The organism is Pseudoalteromonas sp. MB41 (assembly GCF_020966275.1).
GTDB lineage: Bacteria > Pseudomonadota > Gammaproteobacteria > Enterobacterales > Alteromonadaceae > Pseudoalteromonas > Pseudoalteromonas lipolytica.
In genome coordinates this window covers 669,182-688,188 of sequence record NZ_JAJJZF010000001.1, presented here as the reverse complement: position 1 = coordinate 688,188, position 19,007 = coordinate 669,182, and the positions used below count along the sequence as shown (strand labels likewise).

The following is a 19,007-nucleotide window of genomic DNA, read 5'->3' as shown; positions in this document are numbered from 1 at the left end:
TAAAGGAATTAATGCATGGCGGGTTACTTTTCGATTTTTTTAGTGTTGTTAACACTAGGCTCAGGCTTAATTTGGTTAATTGACCACTTTATGTTTGCGCCTAAACGTCAACAGCGTATCGCCCTTGCTCAAAACGCGGCGGGTGGTGAATTAGACGAAGAAACCGCTGCATTAATTGCACCAGAGCCAAGTATTACTGAAACGGCTAAATCAATCTTTCCGATGATTGCGGCTATTACTATTTTCCGTTCATTTATTTTTGAACCGTTTCAAATTCCATCAGGCTCAATGATGCCAACATTACTTGTTGGTGACTTTATTTTGGTACAAAAGTACTCATACGGCATTAAAGACCCAATTTGGCGCACCCAACTAGTGGATGTGGATGAGCCAGAACGCGGTGATATTGTGGTATTTAAATACCCATTAGATGAGCGTATTGATTACATTAAACGTGCCATTGGTTTACCTGGCGATAAAATTGTTTATCGCAATAAACACCTTTATATTCAGCCAAAATGTGAAGAAGGTGTCGAACAGCAAGGTGATTTGCTGTGTAATGAATACAATAAAATAGATATGGAAATTCTCAATAGTGACGAGTTCAAGCAAGGGTCAATGAATTTAGTGCGTTTAGAAGAAAACCTAAGCCCATTGAATCACAACATTTTGATTAACCCAGAGGCGCTTGAAATGAAAGGCCGTTATTATCAACAACCGGGTACACGCTCTGACGAGTGGGTTGTTCCTGCCGATCATTATTTTATGATGGGTGATAACCGTGATAACAGCCAAGACAGTCGCTTTTGGGGCTTTGTGCCAAAAGAAAACTTGGTAGGTAAAGCCGTCTTTATATGGATGAGTTTTGAATTTGAAAATGGCCCAGATGACTTTTTACCAGGCTGGGTTCCAACTGGTGTTCGTTTTGAACGCCTAGGTAATATTCAGTAACGATGAAAAAAAACGTAACAGAGTTATACAACAAAATAGGTTATACATTTACTGATCAAGCTTTGCTTGAACAGGCAATGACGCACCGCAGCCACAAAGGTCAACATAACGAGCGTTTAGAGTTTTTAGGCGATTCGATTTTGAGCTTCGTGATTGCGAATGCGCTTTATACTAAATTTCCAAAAGCACGTGAAGGCGACTTAAGCCGCATGCGCTCAACCTTAGTACGTGGTCAAACACTGGCTGAGTTTGGCCTTGAATTTGGTCTGGGCGATTACTTACGCTTAGGGCCTGGCGAGCTGAAAAGTGGTGGCTTCCGTCGTGAATCGACTCTTGCCGATGCAGTAGAAGCCATTATTGGTGCCGTGTTCCTAGACTCAAGCATTGAACAATGTGGTGAGTTAATCTTAAATTGGTATGAATCACGCCTTGATGCAATTTCTCCTGGCTTAAACCAAAAAGATCCAAAAACATTACTTCAAGAGTACTTACAAGCGCGCAAATTATCGTTACCGGGCTACACTGTCATTGATACAAAAGGCCAAGCGCACAATCAAACATTCACGGTTGAATGTATTGTTGAAGGGATGGATAGCATTATCTCAGTAGGGAGCTCGCGTCGTAAAGCCGAGCAAAAAGCTGCTGAAAAAGCCTTAAAGATACTTAAAAATGAATCTTGATGATTTAATTAGCAAAGAACCTGCAGAGCTTGATACGCACTGTGGGATGGTGGCCATTGTTGGTCGTCCAAATGTGGGTAAATCGACCTTACTTAACTACATTGTTGAGCAAAAGGTGAGTATTACCTCGCGCAAACCACAGACCACGCGTCACCGTATTATGGGTATTCATACTGAAGGTAAATACCAAGCAGTCTACGTTGATACACCGGGTCTACATGTTGAAGAAAAGCGTGCCATTAACCGTTTAATGAACCGTGCTGCATCCAGTTCGATTGGTGATGTAGAGCTGATTATTTTTGTGGTTGAAGGCACTCACTGGAATGAAGATGACGAGATGGTACTGAATAAAGTCCGTCAAAGTGGTCGTCCAGTGTTATTGGTTATGAATAAAATTGACCAAGTAAAAGACCGCGACTTAGTGCTTCCGCACATGCAGTTTTTAGGCAATAAATTTGATTTTGTTGGCATTATTCCTGTCTCAGCAAAACAGGGTAAAAACATTGAGCTTATAAAAGCAGAAGTAACCAAGCGTCTTCCGCTGTGTGAGTTTTACTTCCCTGAAGATTATGTGACAGACCGTTCGATGCGTTTTATGTCGGCAGAGGTTATCCGTGAAAAGCTAATGCGTTTTATGGGTGATGAATTACCGTATTCTGTTACCGTTGAAATAGAGCAGTTTAAATGGCTCGATAACGGCGTGTGGCAAATTAATGGCCTGATCTTAGTTGAGCGTGAAACGCAAAAACGCATGGTTATTGGCAATAAAGGCGAAAAGCTAAAAGTTATTGGCCGTGAAGCACGTAAAGACCTTGAAGAGATGCTTGATAACAAAGTATTTTTAGAACTTTGGGTTAAAGTGAAGTCTGGCTGGGCTGATGATGAGCGTGCGCTACGCAGCTTAGGCTATGGTGAAGATTAAGCTTAGCTTGAGACGCCATGGATAGCGATTTCTACACAGCATACTTGTTGCACCGACGTCCATTTAGTGACTCACAAGTAATGCTTGATATGCTGGTAGAAGGCGTGGGTCAGCTTAGAATGCTGGCCCGAATTAGTGGTCGCCAGGCCACTAAACATAAAGCACAACTGCAACCTTTCCAATCACTGCTGGTACAATACAGCGGTAAATCAGATTTAAAATACATTAATCGTTTTGAACCCCATGGCACGCAAACCATGCTCACGGGGAATGAGTTGTATTGTGGATTTTATTTAAACGAATTAACCAATCGTATCGTACCTATCAATGAACCCATGGAAAGTGTTTACCATTTGTATAAACAGCACTTGAGTGATTTATCGGGTACTCAACACTTGCAAGCAGTGTTACGTTCGTATGAATTTCAGTTACTCGAATTGCTCGGTTATGGGGTTGATTTTAGTGTCGACGCGCACGGTGATGAGATCATTGGCAGTGCCAGTTACCAGTACTTTGCTGAATATGGCTTTTTGCTGCATGACGACCCGCACAGTGGTTTTTCAGGTGCGCAATTAAATGCCATTGCTGCCCATGACTTCAGCGCGCCTGATGTGTTATATATGGCAAAGCAGTTAAGTCGTTACTTACTCAAGCCTTTACTCGGTAAAAAGCCATTAAAAAGTCGTGAGTTATTTATTAAGTAGGCTGAATAGCAGCCGTTAATCGTTGTTTTAAACAGGTAAAAAAATGAAAGATATTCTTCTTGGTGTAAACGTTGATCATATTGCCACTTTACGCCAAGCGCGTGGCACAAGTTACCCAGATCCTGCTCATGCAGCCAGTGTTGCAGAGCATGCCGGTGCAGATGGTATCACCATTCATTTGCGTGAAGACCGTCGTCATATTCAAGACCGTGACGTGTATGTAATGGCTAAAACCATTCAAACGCGTATGAATCTTGAGGTTGCCGTGACTGATGAAATGATTGATATTGCGCTTGAAGTAAAACCCGCTTATGTGTGTTTAGTGCCTGAAAAACGCGAAGAGCTAACAACAGAAGGCGGCCTAGACGTAGTGGGTAACTTTGAAAAAGTAAAAGCGGCGACTGAAAAATTAACGGCAGCGGGTATTAAAGTATCGTTATTCATTGATGCTGATAACGCGCAACTTGATGCTGCTAAAGCCTGTAACGCACCGTATGTAGAAATTCATACTGGCGCGTATGCAGATGCAGAAAACGACGAAGAGCTACATACAGAGCTTGAGCGTATTCGCAGCGGTGTACAATACGCCCACGGTCTTGGTTTAATTGTAAATGCTGGTCATGGCCTGCACTACCACAACGTAAAACCAATTGCTGCAATGCCAGAAATTTACGAGTTAAACATTGGTCATGCGATTATTGCGCGTGCCGCGATTGATGGTCTAGACAAAGCAGTACGTGATATGAAACGCCTGATGATTGAGGCGCGTTTGTAAATATAAGCTTCAAGCACTTTTAAGCAAGTATTGAATTGAGAGCGCGGTGGATGTTGTATCCAGCGCGCTTTTTATTTCATCAAATACGCAATAAATTGTGCAAGCAATGATGATAACAAAGGTGAAATACAGAGTAGAGTGACTATGTACTGATGCTTTTTCTTAAAGCTTTTTAAAACACCATCATTAATGGCCGACAATTCGCCTTGTTTAATTGAATGAAACACAATTGAGTTGGGTGTTGCTCTCATTAAGCGGGCTTTACTTTCGTATGTTTGCCACTGCTCAGCGTAATTGATTTTTACGTAGTTATTAGCTTCTTTACTTAGTTTTTTATAGCGAAGGAAAAACCACGTGAGTGAAATAGCGCTAAAGAGAATAAGTAAGATAAAATACAAAGCAGGCTCCCTTTAATACTTCACAATTCGTGTACCCGTAGAATAAATAATATCGCGACTAGGGCATGAATAATTAGGTTTTAGTGTTCTACAAGATTGCTCGGGTGTGTCAAAACAAAAATCAAAACGAGTTTGGGTTTTCACCGCTTTATCAGTAATATTTTGCGGCAGCTCATTCCAGTGCCAATGCGTGATTACTTCTTTTGCTGCATCGGCAAATACAGGGTGAGTAGAGGCAACTACCTGAATATCTTTAATCTCATTGTGTGGCGTAATAACATACTCAATGGTCGCGCACCCTTCTGTTGCTTGGATAACTGCTTTTTTTGGGTATCTGGCAGGAAAGCGCTCAAGTTGCTGCCATTTTGGTGTTTTCAATTCATCATAGCTAACTGATAAATCCGCATACTCTAGTGTCATCGGTTTATCTGCAGTTGAAGCACAGCCAAAGGCAAGTAAACTGCCCGCTAAAATTAAATAACTTTTCATTTATATATTCCTTTATATCGTTTTATTGAGCGGCTTTTATCGTTGCTGCTCTACCATGCCTGCATCACTTAACAAATTATTCAGCTCGTCAATAAGCTCAAATAATTCAGGTTCAATATAATTTAAATCACAATCGCCTTTTAGTGACGTTTCAAGGGTTTCGGCAAGCGATTTTAGCTTTGGTACGCCGGTGTAACAACATGCGCCATGGAACTTATGCACGATGCTAAGTACATGCTCGCAATCTTCATTTTCTATTGCTTCATTGAGTAGACGCAAGGTCTCAGGCACGCTGAGTAACAGCATATTGAGCATTTCAAGAGCGAGTTCTTCTTTGCCGCCTGCGCGCTGTAGCGCAAGCTGCCAATCTAGGCGTGTGCTCTCAAATGGAGGTTCAGATTGAACGGCAACTGTTTTGCTTCGCTCTCGGTTAATAGGGGATTGTGGGCTATGATCACTAATGATCTGCTTTAGCATATCTTCGTCAATCGGTTTGGTTAAATAACCTTTAAAGCCATCTTTTAGCAGCTGCTCTTTTTCACCAGCCAACGCATGCGCTGTTACCGCAATAATTGGGGTGTCTTCATTAAGTGATGACTCACGAATAAGCTTACACGCTGTAATGCCATCCATAATAGGCATTTGAATATCCATAAATATTAAGTCGTATTTATGGCTTTTACTTAAGCTATAGGCTTGTGAACCATTATGGGCGGTATCAATGAGCTCAATTTGTTCATCTAATAGTGTACAAATAAGTTTTAGATTTGCGTCATTATCATCAACAACCAGCACTTTTAATGGCAGTAGTTTTTCATCGCCTTGCTCAATATTGTGTACCGGATGGTCAAGGCGATACGGGGCTGCTAATACTTCACATAATTTACGATGATTAAGTGGTTTACTTAAACAGGCATCAGCACCACTACCCACAAAGGCTTCACGCATATTATGCGACACCGTATTGAGCATAATGTATAAATAGTCAGTGACAGGTCTTACCGCTTTAACGTAGCCTTTAAGCTGCTGCATATCATCGATTGTTGCGGTGTGACCGATAATACAAATATCGTAACTAAAGTCTTTGTTTATCTCGTTTAAGAAACTTTCTTCATCGGTACAGGCGGTAACTTGTGTTTGCCACTCATTCAACAATGACAAGGTTGCTTGGTGCGTATGTTCGTGCGGTTCTAAGTATAGAATGCGTTTATTAATCAGTGATTGAGTTGGTAAGTCACTAGTGATTGAATTAGACGGCGTTCTAAACACCGCATTAAACGTAAAGCAGGTGCCATTACCGGGGGCTGAGTTTAAGGTAATGCGGCCGTTCATGGCTTCAACAATATGCTTGGTAATAATTAACCCTAAGCCTGTGCCGCCAAATTTGCGGGTAATACTTGAATCGGCTTGGCCAAATGGTGTGAATAAAGCATCTTGCTTATCCATAGGAATACCCACACCGGTATCGGTTACCGACACCAAAATAGAGGCTCGCTCTTCATCAAGCAAACGATAACCGACATCGACTTTAATAGACCCTTTTTCGGTGAACTTTATCGCATTACTGAGTAAGTTAATTAAAATTTGCTTAAAGCGAGTCGGGTCGCCAGTTAAGTTATCGGGCACTTGCGGGTGAATAAATATAGATAGCTCGAGTTGTTTTTCGTGGGCGCTAGGAGCAAGCAATGTTAATACTTCATTGATGGTATCGCGCAGTTGAAACTGCATCGATTCGAGTTCCATCGCACCGGCTTCTAATTTCGAGAAATCTAAAATATCGCTGATAATGGTCATTAAGCTGTTAGCAGACAACTCAATCGTATCGAGGTAATCCTTTTGGTGTTTATTCAGAGGCGTTTTATATAGCTGACGCGTAAAGCCAATAACCCCATTTAAAGGAGTACGTAATTCGTGACTCATTTTCGCTAAGAAATCTGATTTAACACGGTTGGCATCTTGAGCATCTTTTTTTGCAATACTCAGCTGAATATTTTGTGTTTCGTACTGTTCGAGTGTTTCTCGGTAATCTGCAGTGGCTTGGTCAATGTGCTTTTGCATTTCATCGCGTTGCATCACCATGGTGTCTGAAATCGTATTAAGTCCTTCACGAAGGAGCTCAAATTCGCCAAACATTTTTTGATCAAGGCCTGTATCGACTTTACCCTCATTAAGTTTATCTGTAGCAAGTACTAACTTATTAAGAGGTTGAATAAACATACGCGATAATCTAAACGCCAGCACGGTTGCTAAAACAAGCGCCAGTAAAATAACTACACCACTCACTAATAACGCACGTTGTTGACCAATGATGGCTTGCTGCTTATTGAGCATGATCACCACAGTGCCTAAAGAAGCCTGATAACTATGGTGATTCCATATCATGTCTTGGCGGCTATGATTAATAATAGCCGTTGAAAAGGTTAAATAATGTTCTGAGCTTTGCATATGAACACCGTCTAATATCGGTTTGTTCGTGTTCATCAGCTCTCTAAATTCACTTTGGTATTTACTGAAAATAACCAGCTCGTTATTTTCATCAAAAATAGCAATAGATTGAATAGCAGGCGAGTGTTTGTTGTGAGTATGACTAACTAAACGAGTTAACAGCGCTTTATTTCGTTTAAGTAAAGGTTGCTCTACAGCAATAGCAAGCGGCTCAATGATGGTCTCGCCTTGTTGATACAAAATTTCATCGAGCTCAATGTAACGATTTATTGTAAAATAACCGCCCAGCAACAAGCCTATGATCACAGTCGGTATAAGTGTGAGGGTTAAGACTGAGTCACGTAAGCCAAATTTAGTCATAAAAGATGTTGTTATCATTATTATCGTAGTTTAAGAGTATATACTTACTCCCGCTTTATCAATAATTAAGGTGTTGCCCGATGGCACAGATTTTCAAAGCTAAAAAGAAATCCGTCTCACAAAAAATGCTCACACTCACCGTTTCGGCCATGGATCACCAAGGACGAGGTGTTGCAAAGCAAGGCAGTAAAGTGTGCTTTGTGAACGGTGCGCTGCCCGGCGAGGAAGTTAAAGCACAGCTCATTGACGATAAGGCACGTTTTGCCAGTGCTGATTGCAAAAAAGTATTGCGCGCGTCAGCGCATCGAGTAACGCCTTTTTGTCAGCATTATCAAGTATGTGGTGGTTGTCAGTTACAACACCTCGATGCATCGCAGCAATTAGTTGAAAAGCAAGCAGCTGTGAGCCAGCTATTCAGTAAATTTGCCAAAGCAGAGAATTTAAATTGGCAAGCGCCGCTTGTTAGTGAAGCGCGTCATTACAGACGGTCGGCACGTGTTGCCGTAATGCATGATAAAGCCGCGAAAAAAATGCGCGTTGGTTATCGTGCTCAAGGGTCAAAGCAGCTCGTGAGTATTGAGCGTTGTGATGTGCTTTCAACTAAATTTAGCGCGTTATTTACGGTCTTTGATGAACTGATAAATAACCACGCAGGGCTAACCTGTATTAGTCACTTACAACTGTGCGAGGCAGACAATGCCGCTTATGTTGTCATTCGCCATACAAAACCAATTAGCAATACGCTTAAAACGGTTGTTGAGAAAGCCTGTGATGAGTATCAATGGTGCCTAGTATGGCAATCACACAGCGGTGAGATTGATCACACTCATCATCCAATGCCGTACTACACTATACCAGAGTACGACTTAACCTTTGAGTTTGGCTTAGAGAACTTTGTGCAAGTAAATCCGCATGTTAATCAAGCCATGTTACATCAAGCAAAAGAGTGGCTTGATTTACAGGGTCATGAACAGGTATTGGATTTATTTTGTGGTATTGGTAATTTTTCATTATTGATTGCAAAGTATGCAAAACACGTTATTGGTGTCGAAGGAGTGGATTCTGCGGTTGCATTAGCGAAACAAAATGCGCAAACTAACTCATTATCGAATACCGATTTTTATTGCTTTGATTTAACTCAATCAATGCAATCAGCTGCGAGGTTCAGCAAAGACATTGATGTATTGGTGCTTGACCCGTCACGAACTGGCGCTATGGCTATTTTAGAGCAGTTACCACTTACTCAGTTTAAAACGATTTTATATGTCTCTTGTGATCCTGTTACTTTAGCCCGTGACAGTGCAATTATTTTACAAGCAGGCTTCAGCATTGAAAAAATTGGGCTTATGAATATGTTCCCGCATACAGGGCATATTGAAACGATGGCGTTATTTCACAGGAGGTAAAGCGCACTATGGTAGCCACTAGACAGTCACATCAGCTTACTAAGCCGAGTGATTTTACCAGCCGTATAGAGCTGTTAGCGCTAACAGAAGATAAATCTACCTTATTAGAACAGGCGCATCAATTGTGCCTGCATTGCGATGATGTTAAACGCCAGAATATGGCCATTGAAATGGTGGAGATTTTAGCTGAGCTAAATTTAGATGCTGATTCATTGGCAACCGCCTTTTTAACGCCGTATTTTTTAGCTGAAAAAATTTCTATCGACACAGTAACAGATAAGCTTGGTAACCACGTTGCCTTGCTGCTTACTGGTGTGAGCCAAATGGCAACCATCAGCACCTTAGCACATCAAGGTAAAGGCACCGTTCAAATTGATAATATTCGCCGTATGCTTTTGGCAATGGTTGAAGATGTGCGTGCGGTGGTTATTAAACTGGCTGAACAAGTGTGTTACCTACGCGAAGTGAAAAATGGCAGTGAAGAAGAGCGCGTAATAGCAGCAAAAGAAACGCGCGATATTTTTGCGCCACTCGCCAATCGTTTAGGGATAGGTCAGCTTAAGTGGGAGCTAGAAGACTTATCTTTTCGTTATTTGCACCCAGACACCTACAAAAATATTGCCAAGCAATTAGACGATAAACGGCTTGCCCGCGAAGCCTACATGGAAAATATGGTGGCACTGGTTAAAGCACGCCTCCAAGAAGCGGGCATTGCTGGCGAGGTGTATGGTCGCCCGAAACATATTTTCAGCATTTATAAAAAAATGGCGCAGAAGAACTACGAGTTCGATCAATTATTTGATATTCGTGCCATGCGTATTGTGGTTGAGCGTTTGCAAGATTGCTACGCGGCCTTGGGGATTGTTCACACAAACTGGCGTCATTTAAATAAAGAGTTTGATGACTACATTGCAACGCCAAAACAAAATGGTTATCAATCGATTCATACCGTGGTGTTTGGTCCTGAAGGTAAAACCGTCGAAATTCAAATTCGTACCAGCGAGATGCACCAAGATGCCGAGCTCGGTGTCGCGGCTCACTGGATGTACAAAGAAGGCGCATTACCGGGGCGTGGCTCAGGTTATGAGCAAAAAATTAGCTGGTTGCGTAAGTTACTGCAATGGCAAGAAGAAGTTGTTGATGGCAGCGACTTAGCCGAAGAGCTTAAAAATCAGGTGGTGGAAGACCGTGTTTACGTGTTTACCCCGAAAGGCGATATTTTTGATTTACCACTCGGTGCGACGCCGCTCGATTTTGCCTACTACATCCACTCTAATGTAGGGCACCGGTGTATTGGCGCAAAAGTATTTGGCAAAATTGTGCCTTTTACGTACCAACTAAGTACGGGCGATCAGGTTGAGATTTTAACGCAAAAGCAAGCGAACCCGAGCCGAGATTGGTTAAATCCGTCGTTAGGCTATATTAAATCGTCGCGAGCACGTTCGAAAATTCATCATTGGTTTAAGCAGCTCGACCGCGATAAAAACTTAAGTGCCGGTAAAGAAATTCTAGAAACAGAACTACACAAGCTCGATCTTACAACCAAAGATCTTACCCCCGCGATAGAGCGCTTTAACTTGCGGGGTCTTGAAGATTTAATGGTTGCTGTTGGCGCAGGTGATGTGCGTCTTAATCAGTTGCTTAACTTTATTAGCGACCGTGATGACGACGAGCCACAAATCAGGTTTAAAAAACCAAAAAGTGTCAACGGTGATAAAAATGGCATTGTAGTTGATGGCGTCGGCAGTTTATTGAGCCACGTGGCTAAATGTTGTCGCCCTGTTCCCGGCGATGAAATTATTGGGTATATCACGCAAGGGCGGGGGATTGCCGTTCACCGTGAAGACTGTGATTCATTTGAAAAACTGCGAGAAAAGCACCCAGAGCGTGTGATCTCAGTAAGTTGGTCAGACGATGTAAATGGCTCTTACACGCTAACCATTAAAGTAGAGGCAACCGATAGATCAGGGCTTATTCGTGATATTAGCTCTGTACTTGCCAATGAAAAAGTAAATGTGCTGAACATGAACGTCAACACAGTCGAAGACAAGCAATTAGCACTTTTCTCAATGCAGGTAGAAGTTCACGACTTATCAAGCACAAACCGCTTGTTGTCTAAACTTCACCAAATTGAAGGGGTCCATGAAGCAAAACGTGGGCATGCGTAATGACAGATAAACACAGTATTGATGACTCATTAGCGATCATGGAAAAACTACGGGACCCAGATACTGGGTGCCCGTGGGATTTAAAACAAAATTTTAAATCGATAGTGCCTCATACCATTGAAGAGGCTTACGAAGTTGCTGACTGCATTGAAAAGGGCGAGTTGAGTGAGCTTAAAAGTGAACTGGGTGACTTACTCTTTCAGGTTGTGTTTTACGCGCAGCTTGCAAAAGAGCAGGGGCTATTTGATTTTAATGACGTTGTCAGCACATTAAACGAAAAACTAGTGCGCAGGCACCCTCATGTGTTCGCTGAAAAAACAACACTCACAGAGGCTGAATTATCACAGCAGTGGCAAGCAATAAAAGCACAAGAGCGGGCGCAAAAAGCACCCACACAGCAACTGAGTTTATGGCAAGACATTCCCGATGCGATGCCAGGGCTTACTAAGGCGAAAAAGATTCAGCAGCGGGTGGCAAGTCTTGGCTTCGATTGGCCAAGCTATCAGGGGGCACTTGATAAAGTGGCCGAAGAAGTCGGGGAAGTGAAAGAAGCGCTTGCGCATGATCCGTACTCAGAACACAGCGCAGAAGAGCTGGGCGATTTGTTATTTGCAACGGTCAATGTGGCCCGTCATATTAAGCGCGACCCTGAGCAATTATTACGCAGTGCTAACGCTAAGTTTATGGCACGCTTTGAAAAAGTGGCCGCTTATTTAAGTGAGCGCGGGCAATGTTTAGAGACCGCCAGTTTAGAAGAGATGGACAGCGCGTGGGAAGCCATTAAAAAGCACCCACAATGACACAGCATAGGGACAGGAATGCCGCGCTCGTTTTTTGTGCACTTATTTGCTAATTTTATCTGGATTGATAGCAGTGCCTTTGCTATAATATCGCCCCGTCTTGATTCTATATTATTCCTTTTAATTCCTGATATTCTAGGGTTCGCATGAGTACAAAATTTATCTTCGTTACTGGCGGGGTTGTTTCTTCGTTGGGTAAAGGTATTGCAGCAGCGTCGTTAGCCGCAATTTTAGAAGCACGTGGTTTAAACGTGACTATTTTAAAGCTGGATCCTTACATCAACGTTGACCCAGGCACTATGAGCCCAATTCAGCACGGTGAAGTATATGTTACTGAAGACGGTGCAGAAACTGACCTTGATTTAGGTCACTATGAGCGTTTCATCCGTACTAAGATGAGTAGCCGCAACAACTTCACACAAGGCCGTGTTTATGAAGATGTTTTACGACGTGAGCGTCGCGGTGAATACCTTGGTGCAACAATTCAGGTTATTCCACATATCACAAACGACATTAAGCAACGTGTATACGACGGTGCCGAAGGTCGCGATGTAGCCATCGTTGAAATTGGTGGTACAGTGGGTGACATTGAGTCACAACCGTTCTTAGAAGCAATTCGTCAGCTTGGCACAGAAATCGGCCGTGAGCGCGCATTGTTTATTCACCTAACGCTAGTGCCATTCTTAGGCCCTGCAGGTGAAGTTAAAACGAAACCAACACAACATTCAGTAAAAGAATTACGTTCGATTGGTATCCAACCAGATATCTTAATTTGTCGTTCTGATCGTAAATTACCTAATAACGAGCGCGCGAAAATCGCACTTTTCACTAACGTGGAAGAAAAAGCCGTTATTTCATTACCAGACGTAGAAAGCATCTACAAGATCCCTGCGTTACTTAAGTCACAAGAACTTGATAACTTTGTGTGTCGTCGTTTTTACCTTGAGTGCCCAGAAGCAGATTTATCTGAGTGGGAGCAAGTATTATATCAAGAGTCTAACCCAACGGGTGAAGTGACAATTGGTATGGTAGGTAAGTACATTGAACTACCAGACGCTTACAAGTCAGTAAACGAAGCATTAAAGCATGCGGGTCTTAAAAACCGTTTAACAGTGAACATCGAATACGTTGATTCACAAGACTTAGAAAGCAAAGGCACTGAGATGCTTTCTCACCTTGACGCTATTTTAGTACCAGGTGGTTTTGGTGGTCGTGGTGTTGAAGGTAAGATTTTAGCGGCTAAATACGCACGTGAAAACAAAGTACCTTACCTAGGCATTTGTTTAGGTATGCAAGTGGCACTTATTGAGTATGCGCGTAACGTTGCAGGCCTTGCAGATGCAAACTCAACGGAATTCAATGCAAAATCAGCACACCCAGTGGTTGGCTTAATCACCGAGTGGCAAGATGCCGACGGTAACGTTGAAGTACGTGATGAGCAGTCTGACCTTGGTGGCACAATGCGTTTAGGCGCACAAAAATGTCACTTAACGCCAGGCTCTAAAGTAAGTGAAGTATACGGTAGTGACGAAATTGTTGAACGTCACCGTCATCGCTACGAAGTAAATAACCACTACGTAGAACAGCTTGAAAAAGCAGGTTTAAGTTTCACTGGTTTATCTGAAGATAAGAAACTAGTCGAAATTATCGAAAATAAAGATCACCCTTGGTTTATTGCCGCGCAATTCCACCCGGAATTCACGTCAACACCACGTGATGGTCATCCGTTATTTGAAGGGTTTGTTGCAGCTGCACACACTCACCAAAAAGCGTCATCGTAATTTAAATAGGCCGTGCTATATGCACGGCTTATTTGTTTTAAAAAGCCAACGAATTAACAAAGTTGGCATAAACTCACCATTTTCGGGAAAAGAGGAATCAAGATGTCAGAAATCGTAAAAGTGATTGGTCGCGAAATCATGGACTCGCGTGGTAACCCAACTGTTGAAGCTGATGTACATTTAGCTGATGGTTCATGGGGCCGTGCTGCAGCACCTTCTGGTGCATCAACAGGTACTCGCGAAGCGCTTGAATTACGTGATGGTGATAAAGCACGTTACTTAGGTAAAGGTGTTTTAAAAGCGGTAGGTTATATCAATAACGAAATCGCAGCGGCTCTTAAAGGCCAAAGCGCACTTGATCAACAAGCTGTTGACCAAGTAATGCTAGATTTAGACGGCACTGAAAATAAAGAAAAATTAGGTGCTAACGCAATCTTAGCGGTATCTTTAGCAACAGCTAAAGCAGCTGCAAACTCTAAAGGTGTTGAGCTTTATGAGCACATCGCTGACTTAAATGGTACGCCGGGCGTTTACTCTATGCCATTACCAATGATGAACATCATCAACGGTGGTGAGCACGCAGATAACTCTGTTGATATCCAAGAGTTCATGATCCAGCCAGTTGGCGCTGCAAACTTCCGTGAAGCACTGCGCATGGGCGCAGAAGTATTCCACAGTCTTGCAAAAGTACTTAAAGCAGACGGTCACTCTACATCAGTAGGTGACGAAGGTGGTTTTGCACCAAACCTTGAATCAAATGAAGCGGCACTTGCTGCAATTAAAGTGGCTGTTGCAAATGCAGGTTACGAGCTAGGTAAAGACATTACTTTAGCGCTAGACTGTGCTGCATCTGAGTTCTACGACAAAGAAGCAAACATCTACGACCTGAAAGGCGAAGGTAAAAAATTCACGTCAGAAGAATTTAACTATTTCCTTAAAGACCTAACAGAGCAGTACCCAATTGTTTCAATTGAAGACGGCCTAGATGAGTCTGATTGGGACGGTTTCGCACACCAAACAAAACTAATTGGCGATAAAGTTCAATTAGTAGGTGACGACCTTTTCGTAACAAACACGAAAATCTTAAAGCGTGGTATTGATAACGGTATTGCTAACTCAATCCTAATCAAGTTCAACCAAATCGGTTCATTAACTGAAACGCTTGCTGCGATTAAAATGGCAAAAGATGCTGGTTTCACTGCTGTTATCTCTCACCGTTCAGGTGAAACAGAAGATGCAACAATTGCAGATCTTGCTGTTGGTACAGCGGCTGGTCAAATTAAAACAGGTTCATTAAGCCGTTCTGACCGTGTTGCTAAATACAACCAACTTCTTCGTATTGAAGAAGCGTTAGGTGAAAAAGCACCTTTCAATGGTCTTAAAGAAGTGAAAGGTCAATAATAAACACACCGTTTATTTAGACTGATAAAACCTCCTGCGGGAGGTTTTTTTATGTGTGAAAAGTTATGCTTGAAAAAAGCAAAATAAAAAGCCGCGTGACTTTCATCACGCGGCTTTCTTATTAATACGCTTGGGTATTAAAAAGAGTAGCTGTAACCTACTTGAAGGGTACGTGGCTTACCAGGTTGAATACCTCCGTTTGCACGGTTTGCAACGTAGGTCTTGTCAAACAGGTTGTCGACCGTTAGGTATACTTTTTGTTTGTCGTCGATAAGGTATTTAGCGGCTAAATCCCACACTACACGGCTGTCAATTGCGTTACGACCTGAAGTTGATAAGTCAGCGTGTGCATCAGACACATAACGCATTTGCGTATCAAACACAAAGCTTGAGAACTCGGCACCAAACGAAAGCGCTAGCTGGTTTTCTGGCACATATGGCATAGCATCACCACTTTTAACGCTGCCCCAAAGATCTGATTCAAAGTCATTTTCAAACTCAGAGTTTGTGTAAGTATACGTTAAACGCACAGGGAATGAGGCTGTATCTGTTGCAAACACTTTACCGGCGCTCACTTCAAAACCAGATACCGACACTTCACCGTAGTTGTACTGGTCGCCAATGTTATTGTCGTTACAGCCTACAGCAGCAGTACAGTTACCGTGCATGTTCGTGTAGTCAGAGTTAAAGTAAATCACTTCACCATTAAAGCCTGCATAGTCGTAACGACCTCCAAGCTCAATGTTAACACTCTCTTCTTCTTCTTGATCAGCATTACCTGGTGCTGCTGGCGCATACCCTTTTTGAATACCAGCAAGTAGCGTTAAGCTATCGCTAACAGTGTATGTTGCGCCCAGTGACGGCACTAAAATTTCAGTGTCGTTGCTGATATTTTTAGTTAAACCGTTTGCACGTGTTGGATCTGATTTTGCCCATTCTTCACGTTTAATCGTGATATCTTCATAACGCAGACCCGCGCTAATTACTAATGCGTCTAATGACCACTCATCTTGAATGAATAGCGTTGTAGCTTCAGCGCTATCTACACGGTTGCTATCTGAACCTGGTACGCCTTTTTCAGTTAGCGTCATTGAAAGGTCTTGATTAAGCGTGTATTTGTCTTGCCATTGGAAGCGATCCATTTCGTCTTCGTGGTAACGCGCACCCACTGTAATGTAGTGGTTACCCGCAGGAATATGGAACTCTGTTTGTAAACCTTTCGCTTGGTAGTCACGGTTATTTGCTTTAACAGCAACCCCTTCGATACCTTCGCTGGTTGGGTTTGCTTCAAATTCGCTGTACTGTTCAAGGTAGCTTGAGCTTACTTTGCTCGCTTTATACCAGTTACGGTGGAAGTCATTTAAGTAAGCAGTTGCAAGTAACTCGTAACCTTTACCAAAGCGATATGCATAGTTAACTTGGTATGCATTGTGTTGTGTGTTCATTTCATCATTTTGCGAGGCTGCATAACGACGATATGGGTTTTCTTGGTAGTCTGCATCGGTTAAGCCCATGTAAGTTTCATCAGAGCGCTCGTCTGAGTATTTAACTTTCATTTCAAGGCTGTGAGCTTCGTTATCACCAAAATCAAAACCAAACTTTAATAAGAAGTCGTTCTTTTCAAAACCAGAGTTATCGCTACCAACCGGTAATTCTTTAAAGCCATCTGCGCCGTAAGTGAATACTTCAACTAAGCCTGCTGCATTGTTTTTCTTTTTACCGAAGTATGCGTGGCCTTTGTAAAAACCATCGCTACCTAGTTCAGCGTTTAATAAACCTTTAGAACCTTCGGTCGGTAAGCTGCGTGATACTAAGTTTAAAACACCGCCCGTTGTACGTGGACCATATTTAACCGATGCAGCACCTTTAAGTACTTCGATAGACTCCATGCGGCCCATAGTAGGGAAGTAGTAAGCCGATGGTGCAGAGTAAGGAGCAGGAGCAACAAGAACGCCGTCTTCCATTACAGAGATTTTATCGTTACGGCCAGTACCTGTACCACGCATACCAATGTTAGGGCGAAGACCATAGCCATCTTCTTCTTGAACGTATACACCGGGTACCGCACTTAAAACACGTGAGATGTCGGTGTATTCAAACTTTTCAAGATCTTGCTCGCTGATGAAAGTAGCAGAACCCGGAATATCGTTAATAGCAGATGCAGAGCCAATGACAGTAATTTGCTCGAAGTTCTTTTCTTCTTTAGTTACATCTTTAGCAAAAGCATTAGCGCTAAGTGATAACGCTATGGCAGTAGAAAGAGTTGAAACAATAAACGTAGGTTTCATTGTGCGTCCTGTGTATGTTTAGATTTTTTTAACCGGCGCAATTTAAACATGTAAAGTAATGCGAATCAATCCTATTTGTAATAAAATTGATATAAAGCATAAGTTCATGAATTAAAATGAAAATAATAAATACAGTAGTATTGTAGTATTATTTGTGTGCGATACCTCGTTAAGTAATACTTAACGATGTGCTAATTGGGTGAGTATGATGCAAAGGTAATATGTGTTGCTGCATAACACGCTAACCACTTGCAGGTTATAAGTTTAAACCTGCACGGCGAAAACCGTGCACACAAGTAGGGTATTGCAGGGGGGGGATTAGGTGTCGGCGTGCAATTTATTTTGCGAGAAACGGCTTAATACGAAACATAGAAGGCGTTTTAATGCCGAAAAAAGACTTTCAAGGTGAAATAAAACAACACTCATCGAAATACTCATCCATCGAAACATTCAATCAATGAATTAATCGCCACTCGCTTACGTTAAACGCAGCGCAATAAACTCGGCAAGTTTATCAACCGCATTGCCCGGTTCGTCAGCCCGCTTAATTAAACTAATCCCTATTTGGCCTAATTCAGGCAGATCCTTGGTGTGTAGTTGATAGTTTAGCTCATTCGGTACGGTGCTTTTTGCTAAAACGGTAATACCTAACCCTTCTTTTAATGCCGCAGTAAGGCCTGTTAAATCGGCATTACTGTACGCAATACGGTATTTAATCCCTGCGTGCTGCAATGCATCAATCGCGCGGCGACGATAAATACACCCCTCGGGAGCGGTAACAAGGGTAACTACATCGTTTTGTGCTAGGTTTAAATCGCCTACCCACACCAGTTGATCTTGCATAAAAATAGGGAACTTGGCCGACTCGAGTTCTTCGTTTAGAGCAAGCACCAGATCAAACTGATCTTGGCGCGATACCGACAATAAATGTTTACTTAAGCGCGAGCGAACCTCTAGCGATACATCAGGGTAGAGCGCCACAAAGTCGCCAATAATAGAAGGCAAGATACGCGCAGCAAATTCGCTGGGAATACCTAAGCGTACTTTACCGGTTACGTTTTCGCTGGTGAACTGCTGCAAAATGGCATCGTTTTGTTGCAACATTTGTTTTGCCAAAGGCAGCAATAACTCACCGTATTGATTGAGTACTTGGCGTTGCCCCTGCTTTTTAAATAGCTTGTGGCCAAGCATATCTTCAAGCCGTTTTATTTGCAGACTAACCGCCGGTTGTGACAGCCCTAATAACTCGCCAGCTTTGGCAAAACCACCTACTTCAACAACCGCAACGAGGGTGCGTAAACTATCGGTAGAAATATTTTTCATTTAAAAATTCTATTTATAGGGCTGCATATATAAGTATTATTTATCAATTGATAAATAATTACAATTTGTTGTTGCAAGCACGGGGCAATATACTTCAAGCATTAAAGATTGATAGG

At 42.3% G+C, this 19,007-nt stretch carries 15 protein-coding genes; 10 read left to right on the top strand and 5 right to left on the bottom strand.

From position 1 onward, the window contains the following. The first annotated feature begins 15 nt into the window (after window positions 1-15). The 5 genes from lepB to pdxJ are packed head-to-tail and all read left to right on the top strand — an operon-like array spanning window position 16 to window position 4,032. Complete coding sequence (gene lepB, locus LPA49_RS03075) at window positions 16-951, top strand: signal peptidase I (protein WP_036966610.1); 936 nt, start codon at window positions 16-18, stop codon at window positions 949-951. A gap of 2 nt (window positions 952-953) precedes the next feature. Continuing rightward, window positions 954-1,631, top strand: a complete 678-nt coding sequence (rnc, locus tag LPA49_RS03070; RefSeq protein ID WP_036966612.1) for a ribonuclease III — start codon at window positions 954-956, stop codon at window positions 1,629-1,631. Further along, window positions 1,621-2,553, top strand: a complete 933-nt coding sequence (gene era, locus LPA49_RS03065) for a GTPase Era (RefSeq protein ID WP_036966614.1) — start codon at window positions 1,621-1,623, stop codon at window positions 2,551-2,553. The genes rnc and era overlap by 11 nt, the downstream gene beginning before the upstream one ends. Before the next feature lie 17 nt (window positions 2,554-2,570). Next, the gene (gene recO, locus LPA49_RS03060) at window positions 2,571-3,257 is read left to right on the top strand and encodes a DNA repair protein RecO (protein ID WP_036966616.1); all 687 of its coding nucleotides are present in this window, start codon (window positions 2,571-2,573) and stop codon (window positions 3,255-3,257) included. 43 nt (window positions 3,258-3,300) lie between these two features. Next, complete coding sequence (gene pdxJ, locus LPA49_RS03055; protein ID WP_036966619.1) at window positions 3,301-4,032, top strand: pyridoxine 5'-phosphate synthase; 732 nt, start codon at window positions 3,301-3,303, stop codon at window positions 4,030-4,032. A 71-nt stretch (window positions 4,033-4,103) separates the two neighbouring features. On the opposite strand, the gene LPA49_RS03050 is transcribed toward pdxJ, so the two are convergent. Genes LPA49_RS03050 through barA form a run of 3 tightly spaced genes read right to left on the bottom strand, consistent with a single transcriptional unit; the run spans window position 4,104 to window position 7,724 of the window. Continuing rightward, entirely contained in the window at window positions 4,104-4,430 is a 327-nt protein-coding gene (locus LPA49_RS03050; RefSeq protein ID WP_074989036.1) for a hypothetical protein, read from the bottom strand. Between the two features lie 12 nt (window positions 4,431-4,442). Further along, the gene (locus LPA49_RS03045; protein WP_075593794.1) at window positions 4,443-4,919 is read right to left on the bottom strand and encodes an energy transducer TonB; all 477 of its coding nucleotides are present in this window, start codon (window positions 4,917-4,919) and stop codon (window positions 4,443-4,445) included. A 36-nt stretch (window positions 4,920-4,955) separates the two neighbouring features. Beyond that, window positions 4,956-7,724: a two-component sensor histidine kinase BarA gene (barA, locus tag LPA49_RS03040; RefSeq protein ID WP_036969088.1), complete on the bottom strand. Its 2,769-nt coding sequence runs from the start codon at window positions 7,722-7,724 to the stop codon at window positions 4,956-4,958. An 80-nt stretch (window positions 7,725-7,804) separates the two neighbouring features. Here barA and rlmD point away from each other — a divergent pair, with 80 nt between their 5' ends. From rlmD to eno, 5 genes are all read left to right on the top strand, one after another. Then, a complete protein-coding gene (rlmD, locus tag LPA49_RS03035; protein ID WP_230235544.1) occupies window positions 7,805-9,130 on the top strand; it encodes a 23S rRNA (uracil(1939)-C(5))-methyltransferase RlmD in 1,326 nt (441 codons plus the stop codon). Window positions 9,131-9,138: 8 nt separating this feature from the next. Continuing rightward, entirely contained in the window at window positions 9,139-11,298 is a 2,160-nt protein-coding gene (relA, locus tag LPA49_RS03030; RefSeq protein WP_036966631.1) for a GTP diphosphokinase, read from the top strand. After that, entirely contained in the window at window positions 11,298-12,098 is an 801-nt protein-coding gene (gene mazG, locus LPA49_RS03025) for a nucleoside triphosphate pyrophosphohydrolase (RefSeq protein ID WP_036966634.1), read from the top strand. Before relA ends, mazG begins: the two co-directional genes overlap by 1 nt. Window positions 12,099-12,244: 146 nt before the next feature. Then, entirely contained in the window at window positions 12,245-13,879 is a 1,635-nt protein-coding gene (locus LPA49_RS03020) for a CTP synthase (protein ID WP_036966637.1), read from the top strand. Between the two features lie 102 nt (window positions 13,880-13,981). Continuing rightward, entirely contained in the window at window positions 13,982-15,280 is a 1,299-nt protein-coding gene (gene eno / locus LPA49_RS03015; RefSeq protein ID WP_036966640.1) for a phosphopyruvate hydratase, read from the top strand. Window positions 15,281-15,417: 137 nt separating this feature from the next. Here the strand turns inward: eno and LPA49_RS03010 are convergent, their stop codons facing one another. Both LPA49_RS03010 and LPA49_RS03005 read right to left on the bottom strand, forming a co-directional pair. After that, window positions 15,418-17,568, bottom strand: coding sequence for a TonB-dependent receptor (locus LPA49_RS03010; protein ID WP_036966643.1), 2,151 nt, complete (start codon window positions 17,566-17,568; stop codon window positions 15,418-15,420). Window positions 17,569-18,045: 477 nt separating this feature from the next. Then, window positions 18,046-18,891 carry a LysR family transcriptional regulator gene (locus LPA49_RS03005; protein ID WP_065978637.1) on the bottom strand — a complete coding sequence of 282 codons (846 nt, stop codon included), beginning with the start codon at window positions 18,889-18,891 and terminating at the stop codon, window positions 18,046-18,048. Between the last annotated feature and the right edge of the window lie 116 nt (window positions 18,892-19,007).